Annotated in this window: 22 protein-coding genes; 13 read left to right on the forward strand and 9 right to left on the reverse strand. The window is 70.6% G+C overall.

The window, feature by feature from the left end:
- Positions 1-41 precede the first annotated feature (41 nt).
- Both AB5J55_RS26680 and AB5J55_RS26685 read left to right on the forward strand, forming a co-directional pair.
- A complete protein-coding gene (locus tag AB5J55_RS26680) occupies positions 42-1,490 on the forward strand; it encodes an NAD(P)H-quinone dehydrogenase (RefSeq protein WP_328879679.1) in 1,449 nt (482 codons plus the stop codon).
- A gap of 175 nt (positions 1,491-1,665) precedes the next feature.
- Complete coding sequence (locus AB5J55_RS26685) at positions 1,666-2,622, forward strand: DeoR/GlpR family DNA-binding transcription regulator (protein ID WP_369273057.1); 957 nt, start codon at positions 1,666-1,668, stop codon at positions 2,620-2,622.
- A 96-nt stretch (positions 2,623-2,718) separates the two neighbouring features.
- On the opposite strand, the gene AB5J55_RS26690 is transcribed toward AB5J55_RS26685, so the two are convergent.
- Both AB5J55_RS26690 and AB5J55_RS26695 read right to left on the reverse strand, forming a co-directional pair.
- Positions 2,719-3,267, reverse strand: coding sequence for a TetR/AcrR family transcriptional regulator (locus tag AB5J55_RS26690; protein ID WP_369276308.1), 549 nt, complete (start codon positions 3,265-3,267; stop codon positions 2,719-2,721).
- A 212-nt stretch (positions 3,268-3,479) separates the two neighbouring features.
- Entirely contained in the window at positions 3,480-5,252 is a 1,773-nt protein-coding gene (locus tag AB5J55_RS26695; RefSeq protein WP_369273058.1) for a biotin carboxylase N-terminal domain-containing protein, read from the reverse strand.
- Between the two features lie 364 nt (positions 5,253-5,616).
- On the opposite strand from AB5J55_RS26695, the gene AB5J55_RS26700 reads away from it, so the two are divergent.
- Entirely contained in the window at positions 5,617-6,132 is a 516-nt protein-coding gene (locus AB5J55_RS26700) for a hypothetical protein (protein WP_369273059.1), read from the forward strand.
- Here AB5J55_RS26700 and AB5J55_RS26705 read toward each other — a convergent pair.
- Together AB5J55_RS26705 and mmpB are read right to left on the reverse strand one after the other, a co-directional pair.
- Complete coding sequence (locus tag AB5J55_RS26705) at positions 6,101-6,721, reverse strand: nucleoside triphosphate pyrophosphatase (protein WP_369273060.1); 621 nt, start codon at positions 6,719-6,721, stop codon at positions 6,101-6,103. The genes AB5J55_RS26700 and AB5J55_RS26705 overlap by 32 nt on opposite strands.
- A 31-nt stretch (positions 6,722-6,752) precedes the next feature.
- Complete coding sequence (gene mmpB, locus AB5J55_RS26710; protein WP_328424162.1) at positions 6,753-6,881, reverse strand: morphogenic membrane protein MmpB; 129 nt, start codon at positions 6,879-6,881, stop codon at positions 6,753-6,755.
- 121 nt (positions 6,882-7,002) lie between these two features.
- Between mmpB and AB5J55_RS26715 the strand changes: the two genes are divergently transcribed.
- A complete protein-coding gene (locus tag AB5J55_RS26715; protein ID WP_369273061.1) occupies positions 7,003-8,133 on the forward strand; it encodes an SGNH/GDSL hydrolase family protein in 1,131 nt (376 codons plus the stop codon).
- Here the strand turns inward: AB5J55_RS26715 and AB5J55_RS26720 are convergent.
- Both AB5J55_RS26720 and AB5J55_RS26725 read right to left on the reverse strand, forming a co-directional pair.
- Positions 8,130-8,339, reverse strand: a complete 210-nt coding sequence (locus AB5J55_RS26720) for an acyl-CoA carboxylase epsilon subunit (protein ID WP_369273062.1) — start codon at positions 8,337-8,339, stop codon at positions 8,130-8,132. The genes AB5J55_RS26715 and AB5J55_RS26720 overlap by 4 nt on opposite strands.
- Before the next feature lie 17 nt (positions 8,340-8,356).
- The gene (locus tag AB5J55_RS26725; RefSeq protein ID WP_369273063.1) at positions 8,357-9,979 is read right to left on the reverse strand and encodes an acyl-CoA carboxylase subunit beta; all 1,623 of its coding nucleotides are present in this window, start codon (positions 9,977-9,979) and stop codon (positions 8,357-8,359) included.
- 110 nt (positions 9,980-10,089) lie between these two features.
- Here AB5J55_RS26725 and AB5J55_RS26730 point away from each other — a divergent pair, with 110 nt between their 5' ends.
- Both AB5J55_RS26730 and AB5J55_RS26735 read left to right on the forward strand, forming a co-directional pair.
- Entirely contained in the window at positions 10,090-10,950 is an 861-nt protein-coding gene (locus AB5J55_RS26730; RefSeq protein WP_369273064.1) for a biotin--[acetyl-CoA-carboxylase] ligase, read from the forward strand.
- 97 nt (positions 10,951-11,047) lie between these two features.
- Entirely contained in the window at positions 11,048-12,175 is a 1,128-nt protein-coding gene (locus AB5J55_RS26735; RefSeq protein ID WP_369273065.1) for an adenylate/guanylate cyclase domain-containing protein, read from the forward strand.
- Between the two features lie 7 nt (positions 12,176-12,182).
- On the opposite strand, the gene AB5J55_RS26740 is transcribed toward AB5J55_RS26735, so the two are convergent.
- On the reverse strand, positions 12,183-12,833 hold the full coding sequence (locus AB5J55_RS26740) for a hypothetical protein (protein ID WP_369276309.1): 651 nt from the start codon (positions 12,831-12,833) through the stop codon (positions 12,183-12,185).
- Positions 12,834-13,047: 214 nt separating this feature from the next.
- Between AB5J55_RS26740 and AB5J55_RS26745 the strand changes: the two genes are divergently transcribed.
- The 3 genes from AB5J55_RS26745 to hutH all read left to right on the forward strand — a co-directional run bounded on the left by AB5J55_RS26745 (position 13,048) and on the right by hutH (position 16,706).
- Positions 13,048-13,842, forward strand: a complete 795-nt coding sequence (locus AB5J55_RS26745) for an enoyl-CoA hydratase/isomerase family protein (RefSeq protein ID WP_369273066.1) — start codon at positions 13,048-13,050, stop codon at positions 13,840-13,842.
- A gap of 87 nt (positions 13,843-13,929) precedes the next feature.
- Positions 13,930-15,078: a diguanylate cyclase gene (locus AB5J55_RS26750; protein WP_369273067.1), complete on the forward strand. Its 1,149-nt coding sequence runs from the start codon at positions 13,930-13,932 to the stop codon at positions 15,076-15,078.
- 89 nt (positions 15,079-15,167) lie between these two features.
- Complete coding sequence (gene hutH, locus AB5J55_RS26755; protein WP_369276310.1) at positions 15,168-16,706, forward strand: histidine ammonia-lyase; 1,539 nt, start codon at positions 15,168-15,170, stop codon at positions 16,704-16,706.
- Between the two features lie 70 nt (positions 16,707-16,776).
- Here hutH and AB5J55_RS26760 read toward each other — a convergent pair whose 3' ends face one another.
- Both AB5J55_RS26760 and AB5J55_RS26765 read right to left on the reverse strand, forming a co-directional pair.
- Positions 16,777-17,556, reverse strand: a complete 780-nt coding sequence (locus AB5J55_RS26760) for a hypothetical protein (protein WP_369273068.1) — start codon at positions 17,554-17,556, stop codon at positions 16,777-16,779.
- Between the two features lie 42 nt (positions 17,557-17,598).
- Positions 17,599-17,937 (reverse strand): LAETG motif-containing sortase-dependent surface protein, encoded by a 339-nt coding sequence (locus AB5J55_RS26765; protein ID WP_369273069.1) that lies wholly within the window; start codon positions 17,935-17,937, stop codon positions 17,599-17,601.
- A gap of 109 nt (positions 17,938-18,046) precedes the next feature.
- On the opposite strand from AB5J55_RS26765, the gene AB5J55_RS26770 reads away from it, so the two are divergent.
- The 4 genes from AB5J55_RS26770 to AB5J55_RS26785 all read left to right on the forward strand — a co-directional run bounded on the left by AB5J55_RS26770 (position 18,047) and on the right by AB5J55_RS26785 (position 22,605).
- Entirely contained in the window at positions 18,047-18,400 is a 354-nt protein-coding gene (locus AB5J55_RS26770; RefSeq protein ID WP_369273070.1) for a hypothetical protein, read from the forward strand.
- Between the two features lie 219 nt (positions 18,401-18,619).
- Positions 18,620-19,867, forward strand: a complete 1,248-nt coding sequence (locus AB5J55_RS26775; RefSeq protein WP_369273071.1) for an Ig-like domain-containing protein — start codon at positions 18,620-18,622, stop codon at positions 19,865-19,867.
- A 158-nt stretch (positions 19,868-20,025) separates the two neighbouring features.
- Complete coding sequence (locus tag AB5J55_RS26780) at positions 20,026-21,513, forward strand: ABC transporter permease (RefSeq protein ID WP_369273072.1); 1,488 nt, start codon at positions 20,026-20,028, stop codon at positions 21,511-21,513.
- Positions 21,514-21,921: 408 nt separating this feature from the next.
- The gene (locus tag AB5J55_RS26785; protein WP_369273073.1) at positions 21,922-22,605 is read left to right on the forward strand and encodes an ABC transporter ATP-binding protein; all 684 of its coding nucleotides are present in this window, start codon (positions 21,922-21,924) and stop codon (positions 22,603-22,605) included.
- Positions 22,606-22,630 lie beyond the last annotated feature (25 nt).

The following is a 22,630-nucleotide window of genomic DNA, read 5'->3' on the forward strand; positions in this document are numbered from 1 at the left end:
GGCGGGCCCCCAGGCGGTACCACGGTGATGCGTGCGGGACAATGGAGTACGTGACTCGGATCGTGATCATCGGTGGCGGACCCGGCGGATACGAGGCGGCCCTGGTGGCCGCCCAGCTCGGCGCGGAGGTGACCGTCGTCGACTGCGACGGTCTGGGCGGGGCGTCGGTGCTCACCGACTGCGTGCCGTCGAAGACTCTTATCGCCACGGCCGAGGTGATGACCACCTTCGATTCCTCGTACGAGGAGCTGGGGATCATCGTCGCCGACGACACCCCGCACATCGACACGCCCGCGCGCGTCGTCGGCGTGGACCTGGGCAAGGTCAACCGGCGTGTCAAGCGGCTCGCGCTCGCGCAGTCCCACGACATCACCGCCTCCGTCACGCGCGCCGGTGCCCGGGTCCTGCGCGGCCGCGGCCGGCTGGAGGGCATGCAGGGCCTCGACGGCTCGCGCAAGGTCGTCGTCCGTGCCGCCGACGGCACCGAGGAGACCCTCACCGCGGACGCCGTCCTCATCGCCACCGGCGGTCACCCGCGCGAGCTGCCCGACGCCCAGCCCGACGGCGAGCGCATCCTCAACTGGACCCAGGTCTACGACCTCACCGAGCTGCCCGAGGAACTCATCGTGGTCGGCTCCGGTGTCACCGGCGCCGAGTTCGCCGGCGCCTACCAGGCGCTCGGATCGCGGGTCACCCTCGTGTCGTCCCGGGACCGCGTGCTGCCGGGTGAGGACCCGGACGCCGCCGCCGTCCTGGAGGACGTCTTCCGGCGCCGCGGCATGAACGTCATGGCGCGCTCACGCGCGGCCGCCGCCAAGCGGGTCGGCGACCGCGTCGAGGTCACCCTCGCCGACGGCCGCGTCATCAGCGGCAGCCACTGCCTCATGGCCGTCGGTGCCATCCCGAACTCCGAGGGCATGGGCCTGGAGGAGGCCGGCGTCAAGCTGCGCGAGTCCGGGCACATCTGGACCGACAAGGTGTCCAGGACGACGGCCCCCGGCGTGTACGCGGCCGGTGACGTCACCGGAGTCTTCGCTCTCGCGTCGGTCGCGGCGATGCAGGGACGTATCGCCATGTACCACTTCCTCGGCGACGCGGTGGCCCCGCTGAACCTGAAGACGGTCTCGTCCAACGTCTTCACCGACCCCGAGATCGCCACCGTCGGCTACACACAGGCGGACGTCGACGGGGGCAAGATCGACGCCCGGGTCGTCAAGCTCCCCCTCCTGCGCAACCCGCGCGCGAAGATGCAGGGCATCCGGGACGGCTTCGTCAAGATCTTCTGCCGCCCGGGCACCGGCATCGTGGTCGGCGGCGTGGTCGTCTCCCCGCGCGCCTCGGAACTGATCCACCCGATCTCGATCGCGGTCGACAACAATCTGACGGTCGAACAGATCGCGAACGCCTTCACCGTGTACCCCTCCCTTTCGGGGTCGATCGCCGAGGTTGCACGGCAGCTGCACACGCGGAAGTCCGGCGGCGAACTCTAGGCACCCCGGCGGCCGGAAGTGACTCCCCGCTGGTCACGGGGAGTTGTCGAGCATGCGTACGGCATAGGCGGCGGGACTAGGCCCTATACCACTCCTTGCCCTGGCGTGCGAACAACTTCTGTTATTCGGCGCAAACTGCTGAAACCAGACGGTCGTTGGGGTTACTGTCAGTTTCGTGTTCGCTGCAGAACGTCGCCAATTGATCCTCGAAATGGTGCGAGCGAACGGGGCCGTGTCGCTCCGTGAGCTCGCCCGCGTCGTCCAGACCTCCGAAGTGACCGTACGGCGGGACGTGCGCGCACTGGAGGCAGAAGGACTCCTCGACCGCCGGCACGGCGGTGCGGTATTGCCGGGCGGGTTCACGCGGGAGTCCGGCTTTCCGCAGAAGTCACATCTCGCGACCGCCGAGAAGACGGCCATCGCCGACCTCGCCGCGAATTTCGTGGAAGAGGGCGAGGCAATCGTCGTCGGGGCGGGGACCACCACCCAGGAGCTGGCCCGCCGGCTCGCCCGGGTGCCCGGACTGACCGTCGTCACCAACTCCCTGCTGGTGGCGCAGGCGTTGGCCCACGCCAACCGGGTCGAGGTCGTGATGACCGGCGGGACGCTCCGCGGGTCGAACTACGCGCTGGTGGGCAGTGGCGCCGAGCAGTCCCTGCAGGGGCTGCGGGTGTCGCGGGCCTTCCTCTCCGGGAGCGGCCTGACCGCCGAGCGCGGTCTGTCCACGTCCAACATGCTCTCGGCCTCCGTCGACCGGGCCCTCGTCCAGGCGGCCGCGGAGGTCGTCGTCCTCGCCGACCACACCAAGCTCGGTACGGACACGATGTTCCAGACGGTGCCCACGGATGTCATCACCCGGCTGGTCACCGACGAGCCGCCGGCCCATGACGACCGCGCCCACACCGAACTCCAGGCCCTGGCCGATCAGGGGGTGCAGATCGCCGTGGCCGGGGCGACCGGGAACCCGGGGGGTGACGAGGTCCCGGCGCGGCGGCGCGCCTTGCCGGGGCCGCGGCGGGGTCAGGTGCCGGGCGGTGCGCCGGGGTTGCGGTCGGCCGCGGCGGTGCTGGGGGAACAGGGCGCGGAGCGGGAACGTGAGAGGGCGCGCGTCGCGGATCTGCGCAGGCGTTAGTTTCGCCTGTTCGCCGTAGGGGTTCGTGTAGTTGCGCGAGTGCCGGTTGTGTGTGGCTGGTCGCGCAGTTCCCCGCGCCCCTTGGGTTGGCTGCCCTCAGGCGGCTTTCAAGCCGCGCAGCGTCAGACGTAGCAATCTGTCCGCCAACTCCGGGTCTCCCGGTGCCTCCTCCGCCGCAAGTGCGATTGCGTGCGTGAGCTGGAGCAGGTCGTCGATCGCCACGTCCGGGCGAACGGAGCCGGCCTGCTGGGCCCGCACCAGCAGCGCGCCCCCCGCCTCCCTGATCGGGCCGCTGCATCGGGCCAGGGCCGAGGTGTTGTCGTACGAGACGGACATCAGGGACCTGGCCAGGCCGCGGTACTCGCCCGCATGGGTGACCATCTCGCGCAGCCAGGTCACCAGGGCCGCGCAGGGCTCCGGGGCGTGCAGGAGTTCGCGGGAGCGGGTCAGCAGGTCGCCGACGGCGTCCTCGAAGACCGCGCTCAACAGGGCGTCGCGGTTGGGGAAGTGGCGGTACAGCGTGCCGATCCCGACGCCCGCGCGGCGGGCCACGTCCTCCAAGGACGCGTCCGTGCCGTGGGCGGCGAAGGCGGACCGGGCCTCGGCCAGCAGGCGCTCATGGTTGCGGCGGGCATCAGCGCGCATGGCACGCGGCTGGGCCGTCGGCGTCGCCGCCGCGCCTGAGTTCCCCGCACTCTCGCGCGAGGTCGCGCCCACCATGACTCTCACCTGCCCTCTCACGCGCCCTCGGCGTGCCTCCAGGATGCCATCGCGTCCGGTTGCAACGAGGCGCCCGGCGGACTGTCCGTTCCAGTCCGCCGGGCGCCTCGGATGCCGTAAGGCGTGTGCCGTGCGCGTCAGTCCTTGATCTCGCAGATGGCCGCGCCGGACGTGAGCGACGCGCCGACCTCGGCGGACAGGCCCTTGATGGTGCCCGACCTGTGGGCGTTGAGGGGCTGTTCCATCTTCATCGCTTCGAGTACGACGATGAGGTCGCCTTCCTTGACCTCCTGGCCCTCCTCGACGGCGACCTTGACGATCGTGCCCTGCATCGGGGAGGCGAGGGTGTCGCCGGAGGCAGCGGGGCCGGACTTCTTGGCCGCGCGGCGCTTCGGCTTGGCGCCGGCGGCCAGGCCGGTGCGGGCCAGGCTCATGCCGAGCGAGGACGGGAGGGAGACCTCCAGGCGCTTGCCGCCGACCTCCACCACGACCGTCTCGCGGCCGGCTTCCTCGTCCGCCTCCGTGTCGGCGGGGGCGGCGAAGGGCTTGATCTCGTTGACGAACTCGGTCTCGATCCAGCGGGTGTGGACCGTGAACGGGCCGTCCTGACCATGGACTTCGGGCGCGAAGGCCGGGTCGTTGACGACCGCGCGGTGGAACGGGATGGCGGTGGCCATGCCCTCGACCTGGAACTCGGCGAGGGCGCGGGCGGCGCGTTGGAGGGCCTGCTGGCGGGTGGCGCCGGTGACGATCAGCTTGGCCAGCAGGGAGTCCCACGCCGGGCCGATCACGCTGCCGGACTCCACGCCCGCGTCCAGGCGGACGCCCGGGCCGGTCGGCGGGGCGAACGTGGTGACCGTGCCGGGGGCGGGCAGGAAGTTGCGGCCCGGGTCCTCGCCGTTGATGCGGAACTCGAAGGAGTGGCCGCGCAGCTGCGGGTCGTCGTAGCCGAGTTCCTCGCCGTCGGCGATGCGGAACATCTCGCGCACGAGGTCGATGCCGGCGACCTCCTCGGTGACCGGGTGCTCGACCTGGAGGCGGGTGTTGACCTCCAGGAAGGAGATCGTGCCGTCCATGCCGACGAGGAACTCCACCGTGCCGGCGCCGACGTAGCCGGCTTCCTTGAGGATGGCCTTGGAAGAGGAGTACAGCTCAGCGACCTGGGCGTCGGACAGGAACGGGGCCGGCGCCTCCTCGACGAGCTTCTGGTGGCGGCGCTGCAGCGAGCAGTCACGGGTGGACACGACCACGACGTTGCCGTGCTGGTCGGCCAGGCACTGCGTCTCGACGTGGCGGGGCTTGTCGAGGTAGCGCTCGACGAAGCACTCGCCGCGCCCGAACGCGGCGACGGCCTCACGGACCGCCGACTCGTACAGCTCGGGCACCTCTTCGAGGGTCCGCGCGACCTTCAGACCGCGTCCGCCGCCACCGAAGGCGGCCTTGATCGCGATCGGCAGGCCGTGCTCCTCGGCGAAGGCGACGACCTCGTCGGCGCCGGAGACCGGGTCGGGCGTGCCCGCGACGAGCGGGGCACCCGCCCGCTGGGCGATGTGGCGGGCGGCGACCTTGTCGCCGAGGTCGCGGATGGCCTGCGGGGGCGGGCCGATCCAGATCAGACCGGCGTCCAGGACGGCCTGGGCGAAGTCGGCGTTCTCCGACAGGAATCCGTAGCCGGGGTGGATGGCGTCCGCGCCGGACTCGCGTGCCGCGTTCAGGACCTTGTCGATGTCCAGATAGCTGCTTGCCGGGGTGTCACCGCCCAGGGCGAACGCCTCATCCGCGGCGCGGACATGCAGAGCGTCACGGTCCGGATCCGCGTAGACGGCCACGCTCGCGATCCCGGCGTCCCGGCAGGCCCGGGCCACGCGGACAGCGATTTCGCCACGGTTGGCGATGAGCACCTTGCGCACGATTGAGGCTCCCTCCTTGAAACAAGCCGAGTTTAGGGACTGCCGACACGCCACATCGACCCGTCCCCAGTGGTGAGCTTGCCCACACGGAGCGTGATTCCAGGCTCGCTCGACCTGCGAAATCCCATGTCGCGCCTCGGCACGCAGGTCTCTCCCGGAAAACCCTAGCCCTCCTCTGTGGTCAAGGTCTCTGTCATCACGTGCTGCGGGCCACTCGGTTTCTTTGTGGAATCCCTACGAATGGCCCAATGATTCTTTGCCCTCGACCGAACCCTTGTCCCGGGGTTTACCCGTTAGTAGCGTTCGCGATGTAGTTGAACGTACTTGGGGTAACAGCGCGGAGCTCGGAAGTGGGTGGGGGCCGGTGGTGCGCAGGCCGGTGGCGTGGGTGGTGGCGGTCGTGCTCTTCGCGGAGGCGCTCGGCATCGCCGCGGTGAACTGGTTCCTCGGGGTCGTCGTCGACCGTCAGGACATGTCCTTGGCGGGGCTCGACCCGAACGTGATGTCGGTGTCCTCGAAGGTCGGCGGCCTGGTCTTCGGCGCGTACTTCGCGCTGTGCGGCCTCGTCGCCCTGCTCGTGGCCGTGCGCGACCGCGCCCCGGCCGGCTTGGGCCGCATCCTGCTGATCAGCGCGGCCGTGGTGCACGCACTGCTGGGCGCGCTTGCCTGGGGTCTGGTGGGCTGGACGGCGTTCCTGTTCATGGTCGTCGTGCTCGGTCTGATAGTGCTGCTGCTCATGACGTACGACGCCCAGGCCACGCCCGCGGAGCCCGCCGACGCCGCTCCCGACGGGGGCAAGGGCGCCGACGGCTCCCCGGCAGGAGGCTCCGCGGCCGGAGGCTCTCCTGTCACGCCTCCGCCGGCGCCCACAACTCCGTGATGCCGATGCCCAGTTGCGCCAGCAGCCGGCGCACCAGCGGCAGGCTGATGCCGATCACATTGCCGTGGTCGCCGTCGATGCCGTCGATGAACGGGGCCGAGCGGCCGTCGAGGGTGAACGCCCCGGCGACGTAGAGGGGTTCGCCGGAGGCGACGTACGCGGCGATCTCCTCGTCGGTCGGCTCGCCGAAGCGGACGACGGTGGAGGCGGTGGCCGAGGTGTACCGGCCGGTCGCGGTGTCGTAGACGCAGTGGCCGGTCTGCAGCGTGCCCGCCCGGCCGCGCATCGACTTCCAGCGCGCCGTGGCCTCCTCGGCGTCGGCCGGCTTGCCCAGGGCCTGGCCGTCCAGGTCCAGGACCGAGTCGCAGCCGATCACGATCGCGCCCATGACCTCGGGTTTCGCCGCCACGACGGAGGCCTTCGCCTCGGCCAGGGCCAGGGCCAGCTCGGCGGGGGTGGGCGCGGTGACGGCGTCCTCGTCGACGCCGCTGACGATGACCTCCGGGGCCAGGCCTGCCTGGCGGAGGAGATTCAGCCGGGCGGGGGACTGGGAGGCCAGGACGAGCCGGCGGCGGGGCTGATCAGTCATGCGGTCAGCGTATCGGCGCGCCCGGCCGGACTCACCTCAGACCGAGCACGATCATCGTGAGCACCATGGCCAGCGCCATGAGAACGCCCAGCCGCCGCAACATCTCCTGCGTCTCGCGCAGTTCCTCGGGCGGCTCGTTCTCGGGGTCGGACCACAGCATGCCTTCCATCGTCGGGCGGCGGTTCGCGGCGGCGCCTGAGTACGCATACTCAAATTTCCCCTAAACGGTGCTACTGTTCCATTAGCTAAAGGGATTCCAGTCCCGTTTGGAGGGTCGTGCCATGTTCACCACTTCCTGGACCGCATCACCTCAGCTGCCCAGCGAGGGCTTCACACCCAACTGGTCCCGCGAGGGCTTCTGGCGCCAGTCACTGCGGCAGGTCGTACGGCTCTCGGCGGGAGGTGGGAGGGTGCGGGTACGGCTCTCCCACGCATACGGCACCTCGCCCGTCCGAGTCGCGGGGGCGAGCGTGGGCCGTACGGCCGCGGGGGCAGCCGTGGAGCCGGGGTCGCTCACGCGGCTCACCTTCGGGGGTGCCGCACAGGGGGCGATACCGGCGCGCGGGGAGCTGGTCAGCGACGACGTCCCCCTCGCCGTCGCCGCCGGTGAGTCGGTGACCGTCACGCTCCACTTCGACACCACGACCGGTCCCGCGACCTTCCACGCCCAGGCCTTCACGACCGGTTACCGGGGCGAGGGCGACCGGTCGGCGGACCCCGGCGCCGAGGGCTTCGACGCGGCGACCGAGTCCTGGTACTTCCTGTCCGCCGTGGAGGTCGACGCCGGCCGCACGGACGCCGTCGCCCTGTTCGGCGACTCGATCACGGACGGATTCGGGTCGACGCCGGGTGCGAACCGGCGTTGGTCGGACGTGCTCGCCGAGCGCACGGGGCGGCCGGTCCTGAACGCGGGGATCGGCGGGAACCTGCTGCTCAACGACTCGGCGTGGTACGGCGAAAAGGGCGTCCACCGATTGCGCCGGGACGTCCTCGACCGGTCCGGCGTGGACACGCTCGTCGTCCTGCTCGGTCTGAACGACATCGGCTTCAGCGAGACGGACGAGCAGCCGACCTACAAGCCGGCGCCGGTGGTGGATGCGGGGGAACTCATCGCCGGGCACCGGGAGTTGATACGGCAGGGCAGGGAGGCGGGACTGCGGGTGATCGGAGCGACGCTGCTGCCGTTCGGGGGCTCGGACCACTGGGGCGAGCGGGCGGCGAAGGTGAGTCACGAGCTGAACGAGTGGATCCGCAGCTCGGGGGAGTACGACGCGGTGGTGGATCTGAACCGGGCGCTGGCCGATCCGGCGGACCCGGACCGGCTGCGTCCGCCGTACGACTTCGGCGATCACCTGCACCCGAACGACGCCGGGTACGAGGTGATGGCCGAAGCCGTACGGGCGGCCCTCTAACCGGGCCAGTACGTGCGCGCCCACGTCGACGGACCCGGCTGCGGCAGCCGGTGCGCGGCGATGCGGGACGGGTCCGACCACCCGTCCCGCGGCTTGGGTGCGCCGGACGGCGTGGCTGCTGCCGCCGCGGCGCGGGCGCGGACCACCGCCAGTGCGGCGGCCAGCTCCTCGGGTGTCGGGTTGCCCCGGAGGACCTTGATGTTCATGACGGCTCCCAGCAGGCCTAGAGGGGGATGTTGCCGTGCTTCTTCGGGGGCAGGGATGCCCGCTTGGTGCGCAGCTGACGCAGGCCCCGCACCACATGGCGGCGGGTTTCGGACGGCATGATCACCGCGTCGATGTAGCCGCGCTCGGCCGCGACGTAGGGGTTGAGGAGCGCGTCCTCGTACTCCTGGATCAGCCGGGCGCGCACCGCCTCGACGTCCTCACCGCTCGACTCCGCCTCGGCGATGGTGCGCCGGTGCAGGATGTTGACCGCGCCCTGCGCGCCCATGACGGCGATCTGGGCGGTGGGCCAGGCCAGGTTGATGTCGGCGCCGAGGTGCTTGGAGCCCATGACGTCGTAGGCGCCGCCGAAGGCCTTGCGGGTGATGATCGTGATCAGCGGGACCGTCGCCTCGGCGTAGGCGTAGATCAGCTTGGCGCCGCGGCGGATGATGCCGTCGTGCTCCTGGTCGACGCCCGGGAGGAAGCCGGGCACGTCGACGAAGGTGATCACCGGGACGTTGAAGGCGTCGCAGGTGCGCACGAAGCGCGCGGCCTTCTCGGAGGCGGCGATGTCGAGACAGCCGGCGAACTGCATCGGCTGGTTGGCGACGATGCCGACCGGGCGGCCCTCGACCCGTCCGTACCCGGTGACGATGTTCGGCGCGAACAGCGGCTGCGTCTCGAAGAACTCGGCGTCGTCCAGGATGTGTTCGATCACCGTGTGCATGTCGTACGGCTGGTTCGCGCTGTCCGGGACCAGCGTGTCCAGCTCCAGGTCCTCGGCCGTGACCGTGAGGTCGGCCTCCTCCGGGAAGGCCGGGGGCTCGGAGAGGTTGTTGGACGGCAGGTACGACAGCAGCTGCTTGACGTACTCGATGGCGTCCTTCTCGTCGCCGGCCATGTGATGCGCCACGCCCGAGGCGGAGTTGTGGGTGCGCGCGCCGCCCAGCTCCTCGAAGCCGACGTCCTCGCCGGTGACCGTCTTGATGACGTCCGGGCCGGTGATGAACATGTGCGAGGTCTGGTCGACCATGATCGTGAAGTCGGTGATGGCGGGGGAGTAGACCGCACCGCCCGCGCAGGGCCCGACGACGAGGGAGATCTGCGGGATCACACCGCTGGCGTGGGTGTTGCGGCGGAAGATCTCGCCGTACGCGCCCAGCGAGGCCACGCCCTCCTGGATGCGGGCGCCGCCGGAGTCGTTGATGCCGATGACCGGGCAGCCGGTCTTCAGCGCGAAGTCCATGACCTTGACGATCTTCTGGCCGTAGACCTCGCCCAGCGCGCCGCCGAAGACGGTGAAGTCCTGCGAGAACACGGCGACGGGGCGGCCGTCGACGGTCCCGTACCCGGTGACGACACCGTCGCCGTACGGGCGGTTGGCCTCCAGGCCGAAGTTGGTCGAGCGGTGCCGGGCGAACTCGTCGAGCTCGACGAAGGACCCCTCGTCGAGGAGGAGGTCGATGCGCTCACGGGCCGTCAACTTGCCCTTGGCGTGCTGCTTTTCGACGGCGCGTGCGGAGCCGGCGTGCGTCGCTTCCTCGATACGGCGCTGGAGATCCGCGAGCTTGCCCGCGGTGGTGTGGATGTCGATCCCTTGGGTCTCTTGGATCTCGTGACGCTCTTCCGGCTCGGACATCGGGATGGCGCTCCCTGCCTGCTCAAAAGGGGGGACGGTTACTCATCCGTAGAGTAGTGGGGGGCCTACGAATCAGCAGTGCGGCGTTTCACACACCTAGGGTGGCTTGCATGACGCCGCGAGATGCATCAGACGACAGCCGTTGGTCCGACCTGGACCGCCCGCCGCTGAACGCCGCCGCCCTGCGGCGCGGGCTCGTCCGCGAGGGTGGGCTGTGGCGCGAGGTGGAGGTGGTGCAGCGCACCGGTTCCACCAACACCGACCTGGTGGGCCTGGCGACCTCCGGCAAGGCGGTCGAGGGCTCCGTGCTGGTCGCCGAGGAGCAGACGGCCGGCAAAGGCCGCCTGGACCGCACCTGGACGGCACCGCCCCGCTCAGGGCTGTTCTTCTCCGTGCTGCTGAACCCGGCCGAGGTGCCGGCGGCCCGCTGGGGCTGGCTGCCGCTGCTCACGGGCGTCGCCGTGGCGACGGGCCTGTCGCGCGCGGCAGGCGTCGACACGGCACTCAAGTGGCCGAACGACCTGCTGGTGACCGTCGGCGGCGAGGAACGCAAGGCCGGCGGCATCCTGGCGGAGCGGGCCGGGGACGAAGGCGTGGTCATCGGCGTCGGCATCAACGTCACGCTGCGTGCGGACGAGCTGCCGGTGCCGCAGGCGGGCTCCCTGGCCCTCGCCGGAGCCGTGAGCACGGACCGGGACCCGCTGCTGCGGGGCATCCTGCGCTCGCTGGAGGAGTGGTACGGGCGGTGGCGGGCCGCGACGGGCGACCCGGTGGTGAGCGAGCTCCAGGAGACGTATGCGGCGGGGTGCGCGACGCTGGGGAGAGTGGTGCGGGCCGAGCTCCCGGGGCATCGGTCGATCATGGGGGAGGCGGTCGCGATCGACGGGGACGGGCGGCTGGTGCTGGCCACGGCGGAGGGCGTGCAGGAGCCGGTGGGAGCAGGCGACATCGTGCACTTGAGGTTGGCGTGACTTCGCCTACCGGGCTTCCGGAGTGAGGTGGCCCACACCTGCCGTAAAGTGAAGGCCGGTCGATTACTGACCGCGGCAGATCGGAAGGGCAGCAGGCGTGACCGTCGACGACACGGGCTCCGGCGCGGGCGAGGACGGCCGGGTGGATCCCCCCGACGCCGACCCCGGCGAGGATCCGCTCGCGCTGCGCCTCGAACAGCTCATTCTCGGTGCCGAGCGGCGCTACACCCCGTTTCAGGCGGCCCGTAGCGCCGGTGTCTCCATGGAGCTGGCGTCCCGGTTCTGGCGGGCCATGGGCTTCGCCGACATCGGGCAGGCCAAGGCGCTGACCGAGGCCGACGTACTGGCGCTCAGGCGCCTCGCCGGTCTCGTCGAGGCGGGGCTGCTCAGCGAGGCCATGGCCGTGCAGGTGGCCAGATCCACCGGGCAGACCACCGCGCGTCTGGCCGACTGGCAGATCGACTCGTTCCTGGAGGGACTCACCGAGCCGCCGGAGCCGGGGATGACGCGGACCGAGGTGACGTACCCCCTGGTCGAGCTGCTCCTGCCCGAACTGGAGGAGTTCCTCGTCTACGTCTGGCGCCGCCAGCTCGCCGCCGCGACCGGCCGGGTCGTGCAGGCCGCCGACGACGAGGAGATGGTCGACCGGCGGCTGTGCGTCGGCTTCGCGGACCTCGTCGGGTTCACGCGGTTGACCCGCCGGATGGAGGAGGAGGAACTCGGCGAACTCGTCGAGGCCTTCGAGACCACCGCGGCCGACCTGGTGGCCGCGCGCGGCGGGCGCCTGGTCAAGACGCTCGGCGACGAGGTGCTCTTCTCGGCCGACGACGCGGCGGTCGCCGCGGAGATCGCCCTGCGGCTCATCGAGACGATGGCCAACGACGAGACGATGCCCGAGCTGCGCGTCGGCATCGCCTTCGGCACCGTGACCACCCGAATGGGCGATGTCTTCGGTACGACCGTGAACCTCGCCTCCCGGCTGACTTCGATAGCTCCGCGTGACGCGGTCCTCGTCGACAGTGCGTTCGCCGAGGAGCTCATCCGATCGGGTGAGGCGCCGGCCTCCGAGGCGGAGGCGGCGGAGGCCGCGGTCGCGGCGGAGAAGGAAGGCGAGGAGCCGCCGGTGTACCGGTTCGCGCTGCAGCCGATGTGGCAGCGGCCGGTGCGAGGGCTTGGGGTCGTCGAGCCGTGGCTGTTGACGCGCAGGGCGTTGCCGGCGGACTGAGCGCCGTTCAGCTGCGGCCGGTCAGGCGGTCCACGCAGAGGCCGATGATCGGGATGCACACGCTCCCGTCGTCGGAGTGGTCCGGCGGCGGGGCCGGGGGGTTCGAGGTGGTCCGGCTCGGTGTCGCGGTCTTGGTAGGCGCCGGGGCCGGTTGCTGTGCGTGACCGGTCGTCGCCGGTGGGCGCGGTGCGCGGGTGAGCGCCGCGGCGGCGTCCGCCGGGCGGCCCCGGTCACCGGGTGGCGTGGTGGCGGCGCTGTTCGTGGTCGGTACGACGATCGTGCCCGTCGTCGGTGTTGTGCCCAGGCCGCCCATGGCGGAGGTCGCTGACGGGCTCGGCTTCGGGGTGGACGTCGGGATCGTGGCGGCGGCGTTGGTCGCGCTGTCCGTGTCCGTGCCGGGGACCGGCGTGGGGTCGGCTTCCGCCGTGCCGAGGCCGGTGACGTTCGAGTCCGGGGTCAGGCGTACGAGGCTGAGCGCGCCGGCGGCCAGGGCGAGGCCTCCCGCCGCGAGGAGGACCTTGCGGGGGCGGGGCCGGCGATGGCGGCCGCGGGGGCCGAAGAGGCGGCCGGCCGCCTCGGTGTCCGCCGGTGCCTCGCTCGCTTCGGTACTCCGCGCAGCCGCCCCTCTCGCCTGCGGTCCTTCCGCCGTCACACCCATCACGACCCCTCCCAACGAGCTCCCGCCCCCACTGCGCGTGGCTCGCGCACGTTATGCGCTGTCGTTGGCGGTAGGGCGGGAGTTGGGCGGGATGTCACTCGAACGGGGTGTCGGGACTCGACTCGGGAACCGCTCGCGGCGGGCCTTTCCCCGGAGGGGTCCGGCTGCGATGATCGGGGCGAGTGTTGTTAACCCGCGTTAACCGGAGGGTGTCATGAGTGAGGAGCGGTACGGGGAGTTCGTGCTGGTGCGCAGGCACGGGCATGTCGCGGAGCTCGTACTCGACCGGCCCAAGGCCATGAACGCCGTGTCGACCGAGATGGCCCGTTCGATCGCGGGGGCGTGCGCGGCGCTGGGCGCGGACAACGGCGTACGGGCGGTCGTCCTGACCTCGACGCATGAGCGGGCCTTCTGTGTCGGTGCGGATCTGAAGGAGCGGAACTCCTTCAGCGACGCGGACCTGGTGCGGCAGCGGCCGGTGGCGCGGGGGGCGTACACGGGGGTGCTGGAGTTGCCGGTCCCGACGATCGCGGCCGTGCACGGCTTCGCGCTCGGGGGCGGCTTCGAACTGGCGCTGTCGTGCGACGTGATCGTGGCAGACCATACGGCCGTGGTGGGGCTGCCCGAGGTGTCGGTCGGGGTGATTCCGGGAGGTGGAGGCACGCAGTTGCTGCCGCGGCGGGTGGGCGCGGCCAGGGCTGCGGAGCTGATCTTCACCGCGCGCCGGGTCGAGGCCGCCGAGGCCAGGGAGCTCGGGTTGGTGGATGTGCTGGTGGAGGAGGGGCAGGACCGGGAGGAGGCGCTGGCCCTCGGGGCGCGGATCGCCGTGAACTCGCCGGTCGGGCTGCGGTCCGCCAAGCGGGCGCTGCGGGTGGGGCACGGGATGGACCTGCGGGCCGGGCTGGAGGTCGAGGACGCGGCCTGGCGGGCCACGGCGTTCTCGGGAGACCGGGCGGAGGGCGTGGCCGCGTTCAATGAGAAGCGGAAGCCTGAGTGGCCGGGGGAGTGACGGTGCCTTCGGCTCGTAGGCCGCGCTGAGCTCCCCGTTCGCCACACCAAAGTCTCAAATCATGGCAAACCTCCCTAACCTGGAGTGATGGGCGAGGACACACGGCTCGCGGCCGTAGTGGCGTTGGCGCAGGGGATGGCGGCGGTGCACACCCCGCGTGAGTCCTGGCGAGCGGCGGCGTCCGGGGCGTGTCGGGCGCTGGCCGGGAGTTTTGCCGCGCTGTCGGTGTGGGAGCGGGAGCTCGGGCGGTTGCGGGTGCTGGTGAACGTCGGGGACCGCACCCAGGGGGAGGAGGAGTTCCCCACTGATGAGGCCTATCCCGTGCATCAGTTCCCGGAGATCGCCGAGTTCCTGCACGAGCGGTGGGCCTCCGGTGGGGAGCCCAACGCCTGGGTGGAGACGGCCGACGGTCCGGCCGCCGGGCAGCCCGGGTACTGCCATCAGCGCGTCGCCGCCCTGCGACGTCGGGGGCGGGGGTGCTGTGTCGTCGCGCCGATCGTGCTGAACGGGCGGGCGTGGGGGGAGCTCTACGTCGCCCGGTCCGCCGGGGCTCCCGTCTTCGACCGTGGGGATGCCGACTTCGCCACCGTGCTCGCCTCCGTCGTGGCCGCCGGTCTCGCGCAGAGCGAGCGGCTGGAGGAGGCGCGGCGCCTGGCGTTCACCGACGCGCTCACGGGGCTCGCCAACCGGCGTGCCGTCGATGTGCGGTTGGAGGAGGCCATCGAGCGGCATCGCAGGGACGGCATCGTGGTCAGCCTCGTCGTCTGTGACCTCAATGGGCTCAAGCGGGTCAATGACACCCAGGGGCATGCGGTGGGCGACCGTCTGCTGGAGCGGTTCGGGTCGGTCCTTTCGTTGTGCGGCGCCATGCTGCCCGGAGCTCTCGCGGCGCGGCTCGGCGGTGACGAGTTCTGCCTGCTGGCCGTCGGGCCGGCCGCCGACGACGTGGTGAAGGCCGCGGACGAACTGTGCCGTCGGGCCGCCGAGTTGGAGCTCGGGGAGGGAGTGGCGTGCGGGGTCGCGTCCACGGAGGATCCGATCGGGGCCGTGCGTTCCGCGCGGCGCTTGTTCCGGCTGGCCGATGCCGCGCAGTACCAGGCCAAGGCCGTGCTGGCCGACAAGCCGGTCGTCGCCGGGCGGGAGGGGCCGGACGACCCGGTCGTACGCCTCGCAGACGCCGAGCCCTCCGGGGAGGGAGCGGTGGAGCGGCGGCGGTTCCGGGGGCGGCTGCCGTGAGCGGCCGGCGCCGACCGGCGTGTAAGGGGTGTACCCCGCACCCACTAGTGACATCTCCGTCTTCACTGCGTACGCTCCTGAATATGGATATGCACACTGTGGTGGTGGGGACGTCCGGGGTCACCGCGTCCGACGTTCTTGCCGTGGCGCGGGGCGGGGCCCGCGTCGAGCTGTCGGAGGAGGCGGTTGCGGCGCTGGCCGCGGCTCGCGGGATCGTGGACGCGCTGGCGGCCAAGCCCGAGCCCGTCTACGGCGTCTCCACCGGCTTCGGCGCCCTGGCGACCCGGCACATCAGCCAGGAGCTGCGGGCGCAGCTGCAGCGCAACATCGTTCGTTCGCACGCCGCGGGGATGGGACCGCGGGTGGAGCGGGAGGTCGTACGGGCCCTGATGTTCCTGCGGCTCAAGACCGTCTGCTCGGGGCGCACGGGAGTGCGGCCGGAGGTCGCCCAGACCATGGCCGACGTGCTCAACGCCGGGATCACGCCCGTCGTCCACGAGTACGGCTCCCTCGGCTGCTCCGGTGACCTCGCTCCCCTTTCGCACTGCGCCCTCACGCTGATGGGGGAGGGCGAGGCGGAAGGTCCTGACGGGAGCGTGCGGCCCGCCGGTGAGCTGCTTGCCGCGCACGGCATCGCACCCGTCGAGCTGCGTGAGAAGGAGGGCCTCGCCCTCCTCAACGGCACCGACGGCATGCTCGGGATGCTCGTCATGGCCCTCGCCGACCTGGACGCGCTCTACAAGTCCGCCGACGTCACCGCCGCGCTCAGCCTCGAGGCGCTGCTCGGGACCGACAAGGTGCTCGCGCCCGAGCTGCACGCCATCCGGCCGCACCCGGGGCAGGGCGCCTCCGCCGCCAACATGCTCGCCGTGCTGAAGGGTTCGGAGCTGACCGGGCATCACCAGGACGACGCGCCCCGCGTCCAGGACGCGTACTCGGTGCGCTGCGCCCCGCAGGTCGCCGGCGCCGGGCGGGACACCCTGGCGCACGCACGGCTCGTCGCCGAGCGGGAACTCGCGTCCGCCGTCGACAACCCGGTCGTGCTGCCCGACGGACGTGTCGAGTCCAACGGCAACTTCCACGGCGCGCCCGTCGCCTACGTGCTCGACTTCCTGGCCATCGCCGTCGCCGACCTCGCCTCCATCGCCGAGCGCCGTACCGACCGGCTGCTGGACAAGAACCGCAGCCACGGGCTGCCGCCGTTCCTGGCCGACGACGCGGGTGTCGACTCGGGGCTGATGATCGCCCAGTACACACAGGCGGCGCTGGTGAGCGAGCTGAAGAGGCTGGCCGTTCCGGCGTCCGCCGACTCGATTCCCTCCTCCGCCATGCAGGAGGACCACGTCTCCATGGGCTGGTCGGCCGCACGCAAGCTCCGTACCGCCGTCGACAACCTCACGCGCGTCCTGGCCATCGAGCTCTACGCCGCCACCCGCGCCATAGAACTGAGGGAGGGGCTCGCCCCGGCGCCGGCCTCGCAGGCGGTCATCGACGCCGTACGGGACGCCGGGGTCCAGGGCGCCGGGCCCGACCGGTTCCTGGCACCCGACCTCGCCGCGGCCGACGCGTTCGTGCGGGCCGGAGAGCTCGTCGCCGCAGTGGAGAAGGTCGCCGGGCCGCTCCAGTGACATGCAAGGGGCCCTGTCGTACGACCGACAGGGCCCCGATGCGTCCTGAGCGGGCTGGTTGTTGAGCGGGTTACTTCAGCTTGGCGCTCTGCGCGTCGATCAGGGCGGCCGGGACGTCGTACGGCTTGTCCGAGAACATCAGGCCGATGTTGATCGTGTAGTACGTGGCGATGGTGCTGCCGTGCCGCACCACCTCGATGTGCGTGGTGCCCTCGTCGCCGTCCTCCTCGTTCACCGCGGTGAACGCCACCGACTCGTCACCGGCGCCGGACGCCTTCTCCGCGGTGATCTTGGTGACCTTCTGGTCCGTGCCCTGCATGGTGAGGGGGAAGCCTCCGGAGCAGCTCTTCACCGCGTCCGACACGGACTTGAAGGTGTCGGCGGCACCGTCACCGTCGTACGAGGACAGGCCGACGACCGTCATGTTGAGGCTCATCGCGTCGGTGAGCGAGTCCTCGATCTCGCCCTCGCTCAGGTCCTCCAGGGACTTGGAGGCGTTGTCGGTGGGCTTCTTCTTCTTTTCGCGGGTCATGACGGCCGCGTCCGACGCCGAGTCGCCCGGCGGCAGACCGCCCATGGCGTAGGCGAGCGGCTGGCACTGCGCCTCGCTGCTCTTGATCTGGTCCTTGGACTTCGGCAGCTGCTTGCCGGAGTCGTCCACCTCGTAACCCTCGACATCGCCCTGCGCGATGATCGCCTTCTTCAACTCCGCGGCGCTGAGCGCCTTCGCGGCCTGCCGGTCCGACCCGTTCGAGTCGTCCGACCCCCCACCGCAACCCGTGACAAGGGCGAGCGACAGTGCGCTCACGGCAACCGTGGCGGCTGCGCGCACGCCCGATGATCTCTTCATGAGCGGACTATGAAGCCGATGTGAAGGAATCGTCAAGCGAGTTCAGAAGCCGAGCTGTTCCCGGCGCACCGAGTAGGCGACGAAACCCGCGCCCACGGCGAGGAAGACGGTCCCGCCGACGATGTACGGCGTGGTGTCGAAGCTTCCGGTGTCGGCCAGCCGGGTGCCGTCCCCGGTGCTGTCGTCGGCGCTCTCGGACGCGGCCCGCGCCTGCTGGGTGACCTGGGTCGTGGGTGTCGCCGAAGGCTCGGTTCTCGCCGGCCCGTCGCCCGTCGCGTTGGCGGAGGGTACGAACCACAGGGCGCCCAGCAGGGCTCCCGCGGCGGTGGCGGTCAGCAGCGATCGGCGTGCGGTGGACGTCGATCGATGAGCGGCGGACACGGAATATCGATCCCCTTGTGGCGCTGGCGAATTGGCCGTGTGGGCAGATGTTAGTGAAAGTCGCGGGTCACGGGAAAGTCACGGGGGAAAAGGGCCGTACGCTCCGGGCATGAGTACTCCAGAAACATCACGGTTTGTACGGCTTCGGGTCGAGCTAGTTCTCGAAGTGGACGACCGCGACGCCGTGACCGAGGCCGCCCTGCGGCGGATCGCCGACGACGTCACCATGCCGGTCGACGAACGGGCCCACGCCGAGAGCGCTGTGACGGAAGACACTGCCGAGGCCCTCGCCTATCTCGTTGATCCATTCGACCTGGTCAGCGAGGTGCCGGGAGTCGAGCTCGCGCAGGCCTCCTGGTCCAGCGAGCGCATCGACTACGACCCGGATTCGCCGGAGTGGGATCTCGGCGAGGATGATGGTGAGGAGGACTTCGACCGCGAAGTGGCCGAGCGGGCCGGCTGAGGCGTCTTGGGGAAATCGTGACCCCGGACGGCAACCGCCGCCCGGGGTTTCGTCGTCTCATGGGGCGCACTGACCGAAACCCGCACCACCTGCCCCGGCAGACGTGGTGTGCCCCACACATGCGTGGGATGTGGAACGGGACGAACCGGTCGTAGCGTTGAAGATTCTTGACGGGGACTCTCGGGGTTCTGGGGATTCGGGAAGATGGAGAAGCGTGTGATGACGAACAGTAGGCGGCGCAAGGGCCTGACGGTCGCGTCCGCTCTGCTCGGCGGTGTCCTGGTGCTCTCGGCCTGCTCCGGCGGCGACGACGACGCCGGCAGCGACGGCGGCGACTCCTCGCAGGCCAAGGTCGACGAGGCGGCCGCCAAGAAGACCTCCGAGGCCCAGATCAAGATCAAGCCCGAGGACGGCACCGACAACGCCTCCATCAACAACTCCGCCGCCGTCACCGTGAGCAAAGGCACGCTCACCGAGGTGACGATGAAGACCGCCGAGGGCGCCGCGGTCGAGGGCGAGATATCCGCCGACAAGACCAGCTGGAAGCCCAGCGCCCAGCTGGAGCGCTCGACCACCTACAAGATCGCGGTGACCGCGAAGGACGCGAAGGGCCTGGACGCCCACGAGAACGCCTCCTTCACGACGGTCTCCCCGGACAACAGCTTCCTCGGCTACTTCACGCCGGAGGACGGCTCGACCGTCGGCGTCGGCATGCCCGTGTCGATCAACTTCGACAAGTCGATCAGCAACAAGGCGGCCGTCCAGAAGGGCGTCACCGTCTCCACCACCAGCGGCCAGGAAGTCGTCTGCCACTGGTTCAACGACACCCGCATGGACTGCCGGCCCGACGAGTACTGGCAGGAGGGCTCGACCGTCACCCTGAAGATGGCCCTGGACGGGGTCGAGGGCGCCGACGGTGTCTACGGCGTCCAGGAGAAGACGGTCACCTTCAAGATCGGCCGCAACCAGGTCTCCTACGTCGACGCGAAGACCAAGCAGATGAAGGTCACGCAGGACGGCAAGACCATCAAGACCATCCCGATCTCGGCCGGTTCGCCGGAGAACAAGACCTATCAGGGCGTCATGGTGATGTCGGAGAAGTTCAAGGAGACGCGCATGAACGGCGCGACCGTGGGCTTCACGGACGACGACGGCAAGGGCGAGTACGACATCAAGGACGTGCCGCACGCCATTCGCCTCAGCAGCTCCGGCACCTTCATCCACGGCAACTACTGGGGTGCCAAGTCCATCTTCGGCAGCGTGAACACCAGCCACGGCTGCGTGGGCCTGTCCGACACCAAGGGCGCCAACGACAAGGGCACCGCGGGCTACTGGTTCTACAACAACTCGATCGTCGGTGACGTCGTGGTCGTCCAGAACACCGGCGACAAGACGATCGCGCCGGACAACGGCCTCAACGGCTGGAACATGGACTGGGCGCAGTGGAAGGCCGGTTCGGCCGTCTGATCCGTCCCGCGCGCGTAGCCGCCGCACAGTCCCCTCACAAGTAACCGATGCCGCCCCCAGGGGCGGCATCGGTGTTTCCGGGGACGCTCCCAGCGTTCTCATCCATCTCTTATTTCGGCCTTATCCCTTCATCACGCGCCGTACCTACTTTGCGGCCCATGTTCTTCACCTACCTGAGGCGCGAGCTGCGCCGCCGCAGAAAGGCGGCCCTCGTCGTCGCCTCCGGACTCGCGCTGGGCATCGCGCTGGTCATCGTGGTCAACTCCGTGTCCTCCGGCATGAGCCAGGCCCAGGACAAGGTCCTGCAGTCCCTGTACGGCCTGGGCACGGACATGACCGTCACCAAGGCCGCCGAGCCGGCCGCGAACAGCTCCGAGCGGCCGCGCTTCCAGTTCGACGCCCAGGAAGACGGCTCCGACGAGGAGCAGTCCACCGACCGCGTCATGGTCCAGGGCTTCCAGACGCTCGCGAGCTCGACCGTGACCAAGGTCGGTACGCAGAGCGGTGTCTCGGACGCCGTCGGCGGGCTGAGCCTCCAGGTCATCAAGGTCAGCGGGCAGTTCACGCGGGGGCAGTTCCAGCAGGACCAGAGCGGCAGCGGGGGCCAGCAGGGCGGCGGGCCCGGGCAGGGCGGGGGCGGCAGCAGCCAGCCGCAGGGCGAAGTGCGCGGCGGCGGCGCCGACTTCGACGTCAACAACTACTCCGTCTACGGCGCCGACGTCACCAAGCCGGCGCTCGGCCCGCTGACCTCCTCGAAGATCACCAGCGGCCGTACGTTCAAGTCGACGGAGACGAACTCCAAGGTCGTCGTCGCCGACACGTCCTACGCCAAGGAGAAGAAGCTCAAGGTCGGCTCGACCGTCACCGTCAAGGGCACCAAGTTCAAGGTGATCGGCATCGCCACGCCCGACAGCGGGGACGCGGCCGCCAACCTCTACATCCCGCTGAAGCAGGCGCAGACGCTCGCCGACGCCAAGGACAAGGTCACCACCATCTACGTCAAGGCGTCCGACTCCCAGCAGATCGACACCGTCAAGTCGGCCATCCAGAAGAACATCTCCGGTACGACGGTGACGACCTCCGCGGACCTCGCGGACACGGTGTCCGGCTCCCTGTCCACGGCGTCCTCCCTGGCGACCAGCGTCGGCAAGTGGCTGTCCATCGCGGTGCTGATCGCCGCGTTCCTGGTGGCCGGACTGCTGACCTCCTCGGCGGTGTCGCGCAGGGTCCGGGAGTTCGGCACGCTGAAAGCACTGGGCTGGAAGTCGGGCCGGGTGACCCGGCAGGTGGTCGGCGAGGCGATCGTGAACGGGCTGCTTGGCGGGGCGCTGGGCATCGCGATCGGCCTTGCGGGGGCGTACGTCGTGACGGCCATCAGCCCGACACTGCAGGCCCAGTTGGGCGGCGGTGGCGGGGGCGGTGGCGGCATGGGCGGCGGCCCGGGTGGCGGCGGCTTCGGGGGCGGCGGCCCTGGACGGCAGACGGTCGGCACGACACTCGACGTCGCCCTGACGGCACCGGTGAGCCTTACGACGGTTGCCCTGGCGGTCGGCCTCGCGGTGACGGGTGGGCTGATCGCGGGCGCGTTCGGCGGCTGGCGGGCGTCTCGGCTCCGTCCGGCGGACGCGCTGCGGCGCGTCGAGTAGCTGACGTCGGCGGGGCTGGGCAGGGGCGGTCGCTCAACCCGGCGCTCGCCGGGTGCCGCTTCTGTGGGACAGGCGCCGCCCCGGGCGGCACGAATGCCCGCGGTTTGAGCGAGGCATGTGCCCCGCGGGTGCGTGGGCTGCGGCGGCCTCGCCGGCGGCCTGGCCTGACCGCCGCCCGGAGCTGCGCAGGCTAGAGGGCCGACGGGCCCGCAACCCCCCAAGGGGCGCGGGGAACCGCGCGACCAGCCCCCACTCACCCGCAGACGAAACCCGCAGCTGCACAGGCCACCAAGCCGACGGGACTGCAACCCCCCAAGGGGGGCGGGGAACCGCGCGACCAGCCCCCACCCACCCGCAGACGAAACGACGTGAACCACCCCCGAACCTCACCCCACCCAGGAGCACCCCATGTACGAACTCAGAAGCGTCACCAAGCGCTACACCCGAGGCAAGGACACCGTCCACGCCCTCGACGGAGTCGACCTCACCATCGCCGACGGTGACCGGCTCGTCATCCAGGGCCCCACCGGCGGCGGCAAGTCCACCCTCCTTCAGATGATCGGCGCCCTGGACCGGCCGACCTCCGGCGAGGTCGTGCTCGACGGCACCGACCTGGCCAAGCTCTCCGAGACCCGGCTGACCAGGGTCCGCAGCGAGAACATCGGCTTCGTCTTCCAGTCCTTCAACCTCATCCCCACCCTCACCGCACAGGAGAACGTGGAGACCGCTCTCGTCCCCCTCGGGGTCAGGACGAAGGCGCGGCGCGAACGGGCCGCCGAGGCCCTGAACTCCGTAGGCCTGGGCGAGCGGCTCGGACACCTCCCGTCCGAGATGTCCGGCGGCCAGCAGCAGCGCGTCGCGATAGCCAGAGCACTCGTCAAGCAGCCCAAGGTGCTGCTCGCCGACGAACCCACCGGAAATCTCGACGAGTCGATGCGCGACGAGATCATGGACGTACTCGAACGCATGTGGAAGGAGCTCGGGTTGACCTTCATCATGGTCACCCACGACTCGGCGATCGCGAGAAAGGCCCCGCGGCTGGCGACCATCCGCAAGGGACGGATCACTGTCAAGGAGAACGCGGGGGCGTAACCCGGCGACTGCGTAACGGAGTTCG

It is taken from the genome of Streptomyces sp. R11, assembly GCF_041051905.1.
In the GTDB taxonomy this organism is placed as follows: Bacteria; Actinomycetota; Actinomycetes; order Streptomycetales; family Streptomycetaceae; genus Streptomyces.

Coding starts and splice junctions, on each gene's coding strand:
- AB5J55_RS26760 (WP_369273068.1), bottom strand. CDS start 17,556: ATGAAGAGATCATCGGGCGTGCGCGCAGCCGCCACGGTTGCCGTGAGC.
- AB5J55_RS26770 (WP_369273070.1), top strand. CDS start 18,047: ATGAGTACTCCAGAAACATCACGGTTTGTACGGCTTCGGGTCGAGCTA.
- mmpB (WP_328424162.1), bottom strand. CDS start 6,881: ATGCTGTGGTCCGACCCCGAGAACGAGCCGCCCGAGGAACTGCGCGAG.
- AB5J55_RS26725 (WP_369273063.1), bottom strand. CDS start 9,979: ATGTCCGAGCCGGAAGAGCGTCACGAGATCCAAGAGACCCAAGGGATC.
- AB5J55_RS26785 (WP_369273073.1), top strand. CDS start 21,922: ATGTACGAACTCAGAAGCGTCACCAAGCGCTACACCCGAGGCAAGGAC.
- AB5J55_RS26715 (WP_369273061.1), top strand. CDS start 7,003: ATGTTCACCACTTCCTGGACCGCATCACCTCAGCTGCCCAGCGAGGGC.
- AB5J55_RS26705 (WP_369273060.1), bottom strand. CDS start 6,721: ATGACTGATCAGCCCCGCCGCCGGCTCGTCCTGGCCTCCCAGTCCCCC.
- hutH (WP_369276310.1), top strand. CDS start 15,168: ATGCACACTGTGGTGGTGGGGACGTCCGGGGTCACCGCGTCCGACGTT.
- AB5J55_RS26750 (WP_369273067.1), top strand. CDS start 13,930: ATGGGCGAGGACACACGGCTCGCGGCCGTAGTGGCGTTGGCGCAGGGG.
- AB5J55_RS26780 (WP_369273072.1), top strand. CDS start 20,026: ATGTTCTTCACCTACCTGAGGCGCGAGCTGCGCCGCCGCAGAAAGGCG.
- AB5J55_RS26740 (WP_369276309.1), bottom strand. CDS start 12,833: ATGGGTGTGACGGCGGAAGGACCGCAGGCGAGAGGGGCGGCTGCGCGG.
- AB5J55_RS26680 (WP_328879679.1), top strand. CDS start 42: ATGGAGTACGTGACTCGGATCGTGATCATCGGTGGCGGACCCGGCGGA.
- AB5J55_RS26720 (WP_369273062.1), bottom strand. CDS start 8,339: ATGAACATCAAGGTCCTCCGGGGCAACCCGACACCCGAGGAGCTGGCC.
- AB5J55_RS26730 (WP_369273064.1), top strand. CDS start 10,090: ATGACGCCGCGAGATGCATCAGACGACAGCCGTTGGTCCGACCTGGAC.
- AB5J55_RS26775 (WP_369273071.1), top strand. CDS start 18,620: ATGACGAACAGTAGGCGGCGCAAGGGCCTGACGGTCGCGTCCGCTCTG.
- AB5J55_RS26690 (WP_369276308.1), bottom strand. CDS start 3,267: ATGCGCGCTGATGCCCGCCGCAACCATGAGCGCCTGCTGGCCGAGGCC.
- AB5J55_RS26745 (WP_369273066.1), top strand. CDS start 13,048: ATGAGTGAGGAGCGGTACGGGGAGTTCGTGCTGGTGCGCAGGCACGGG.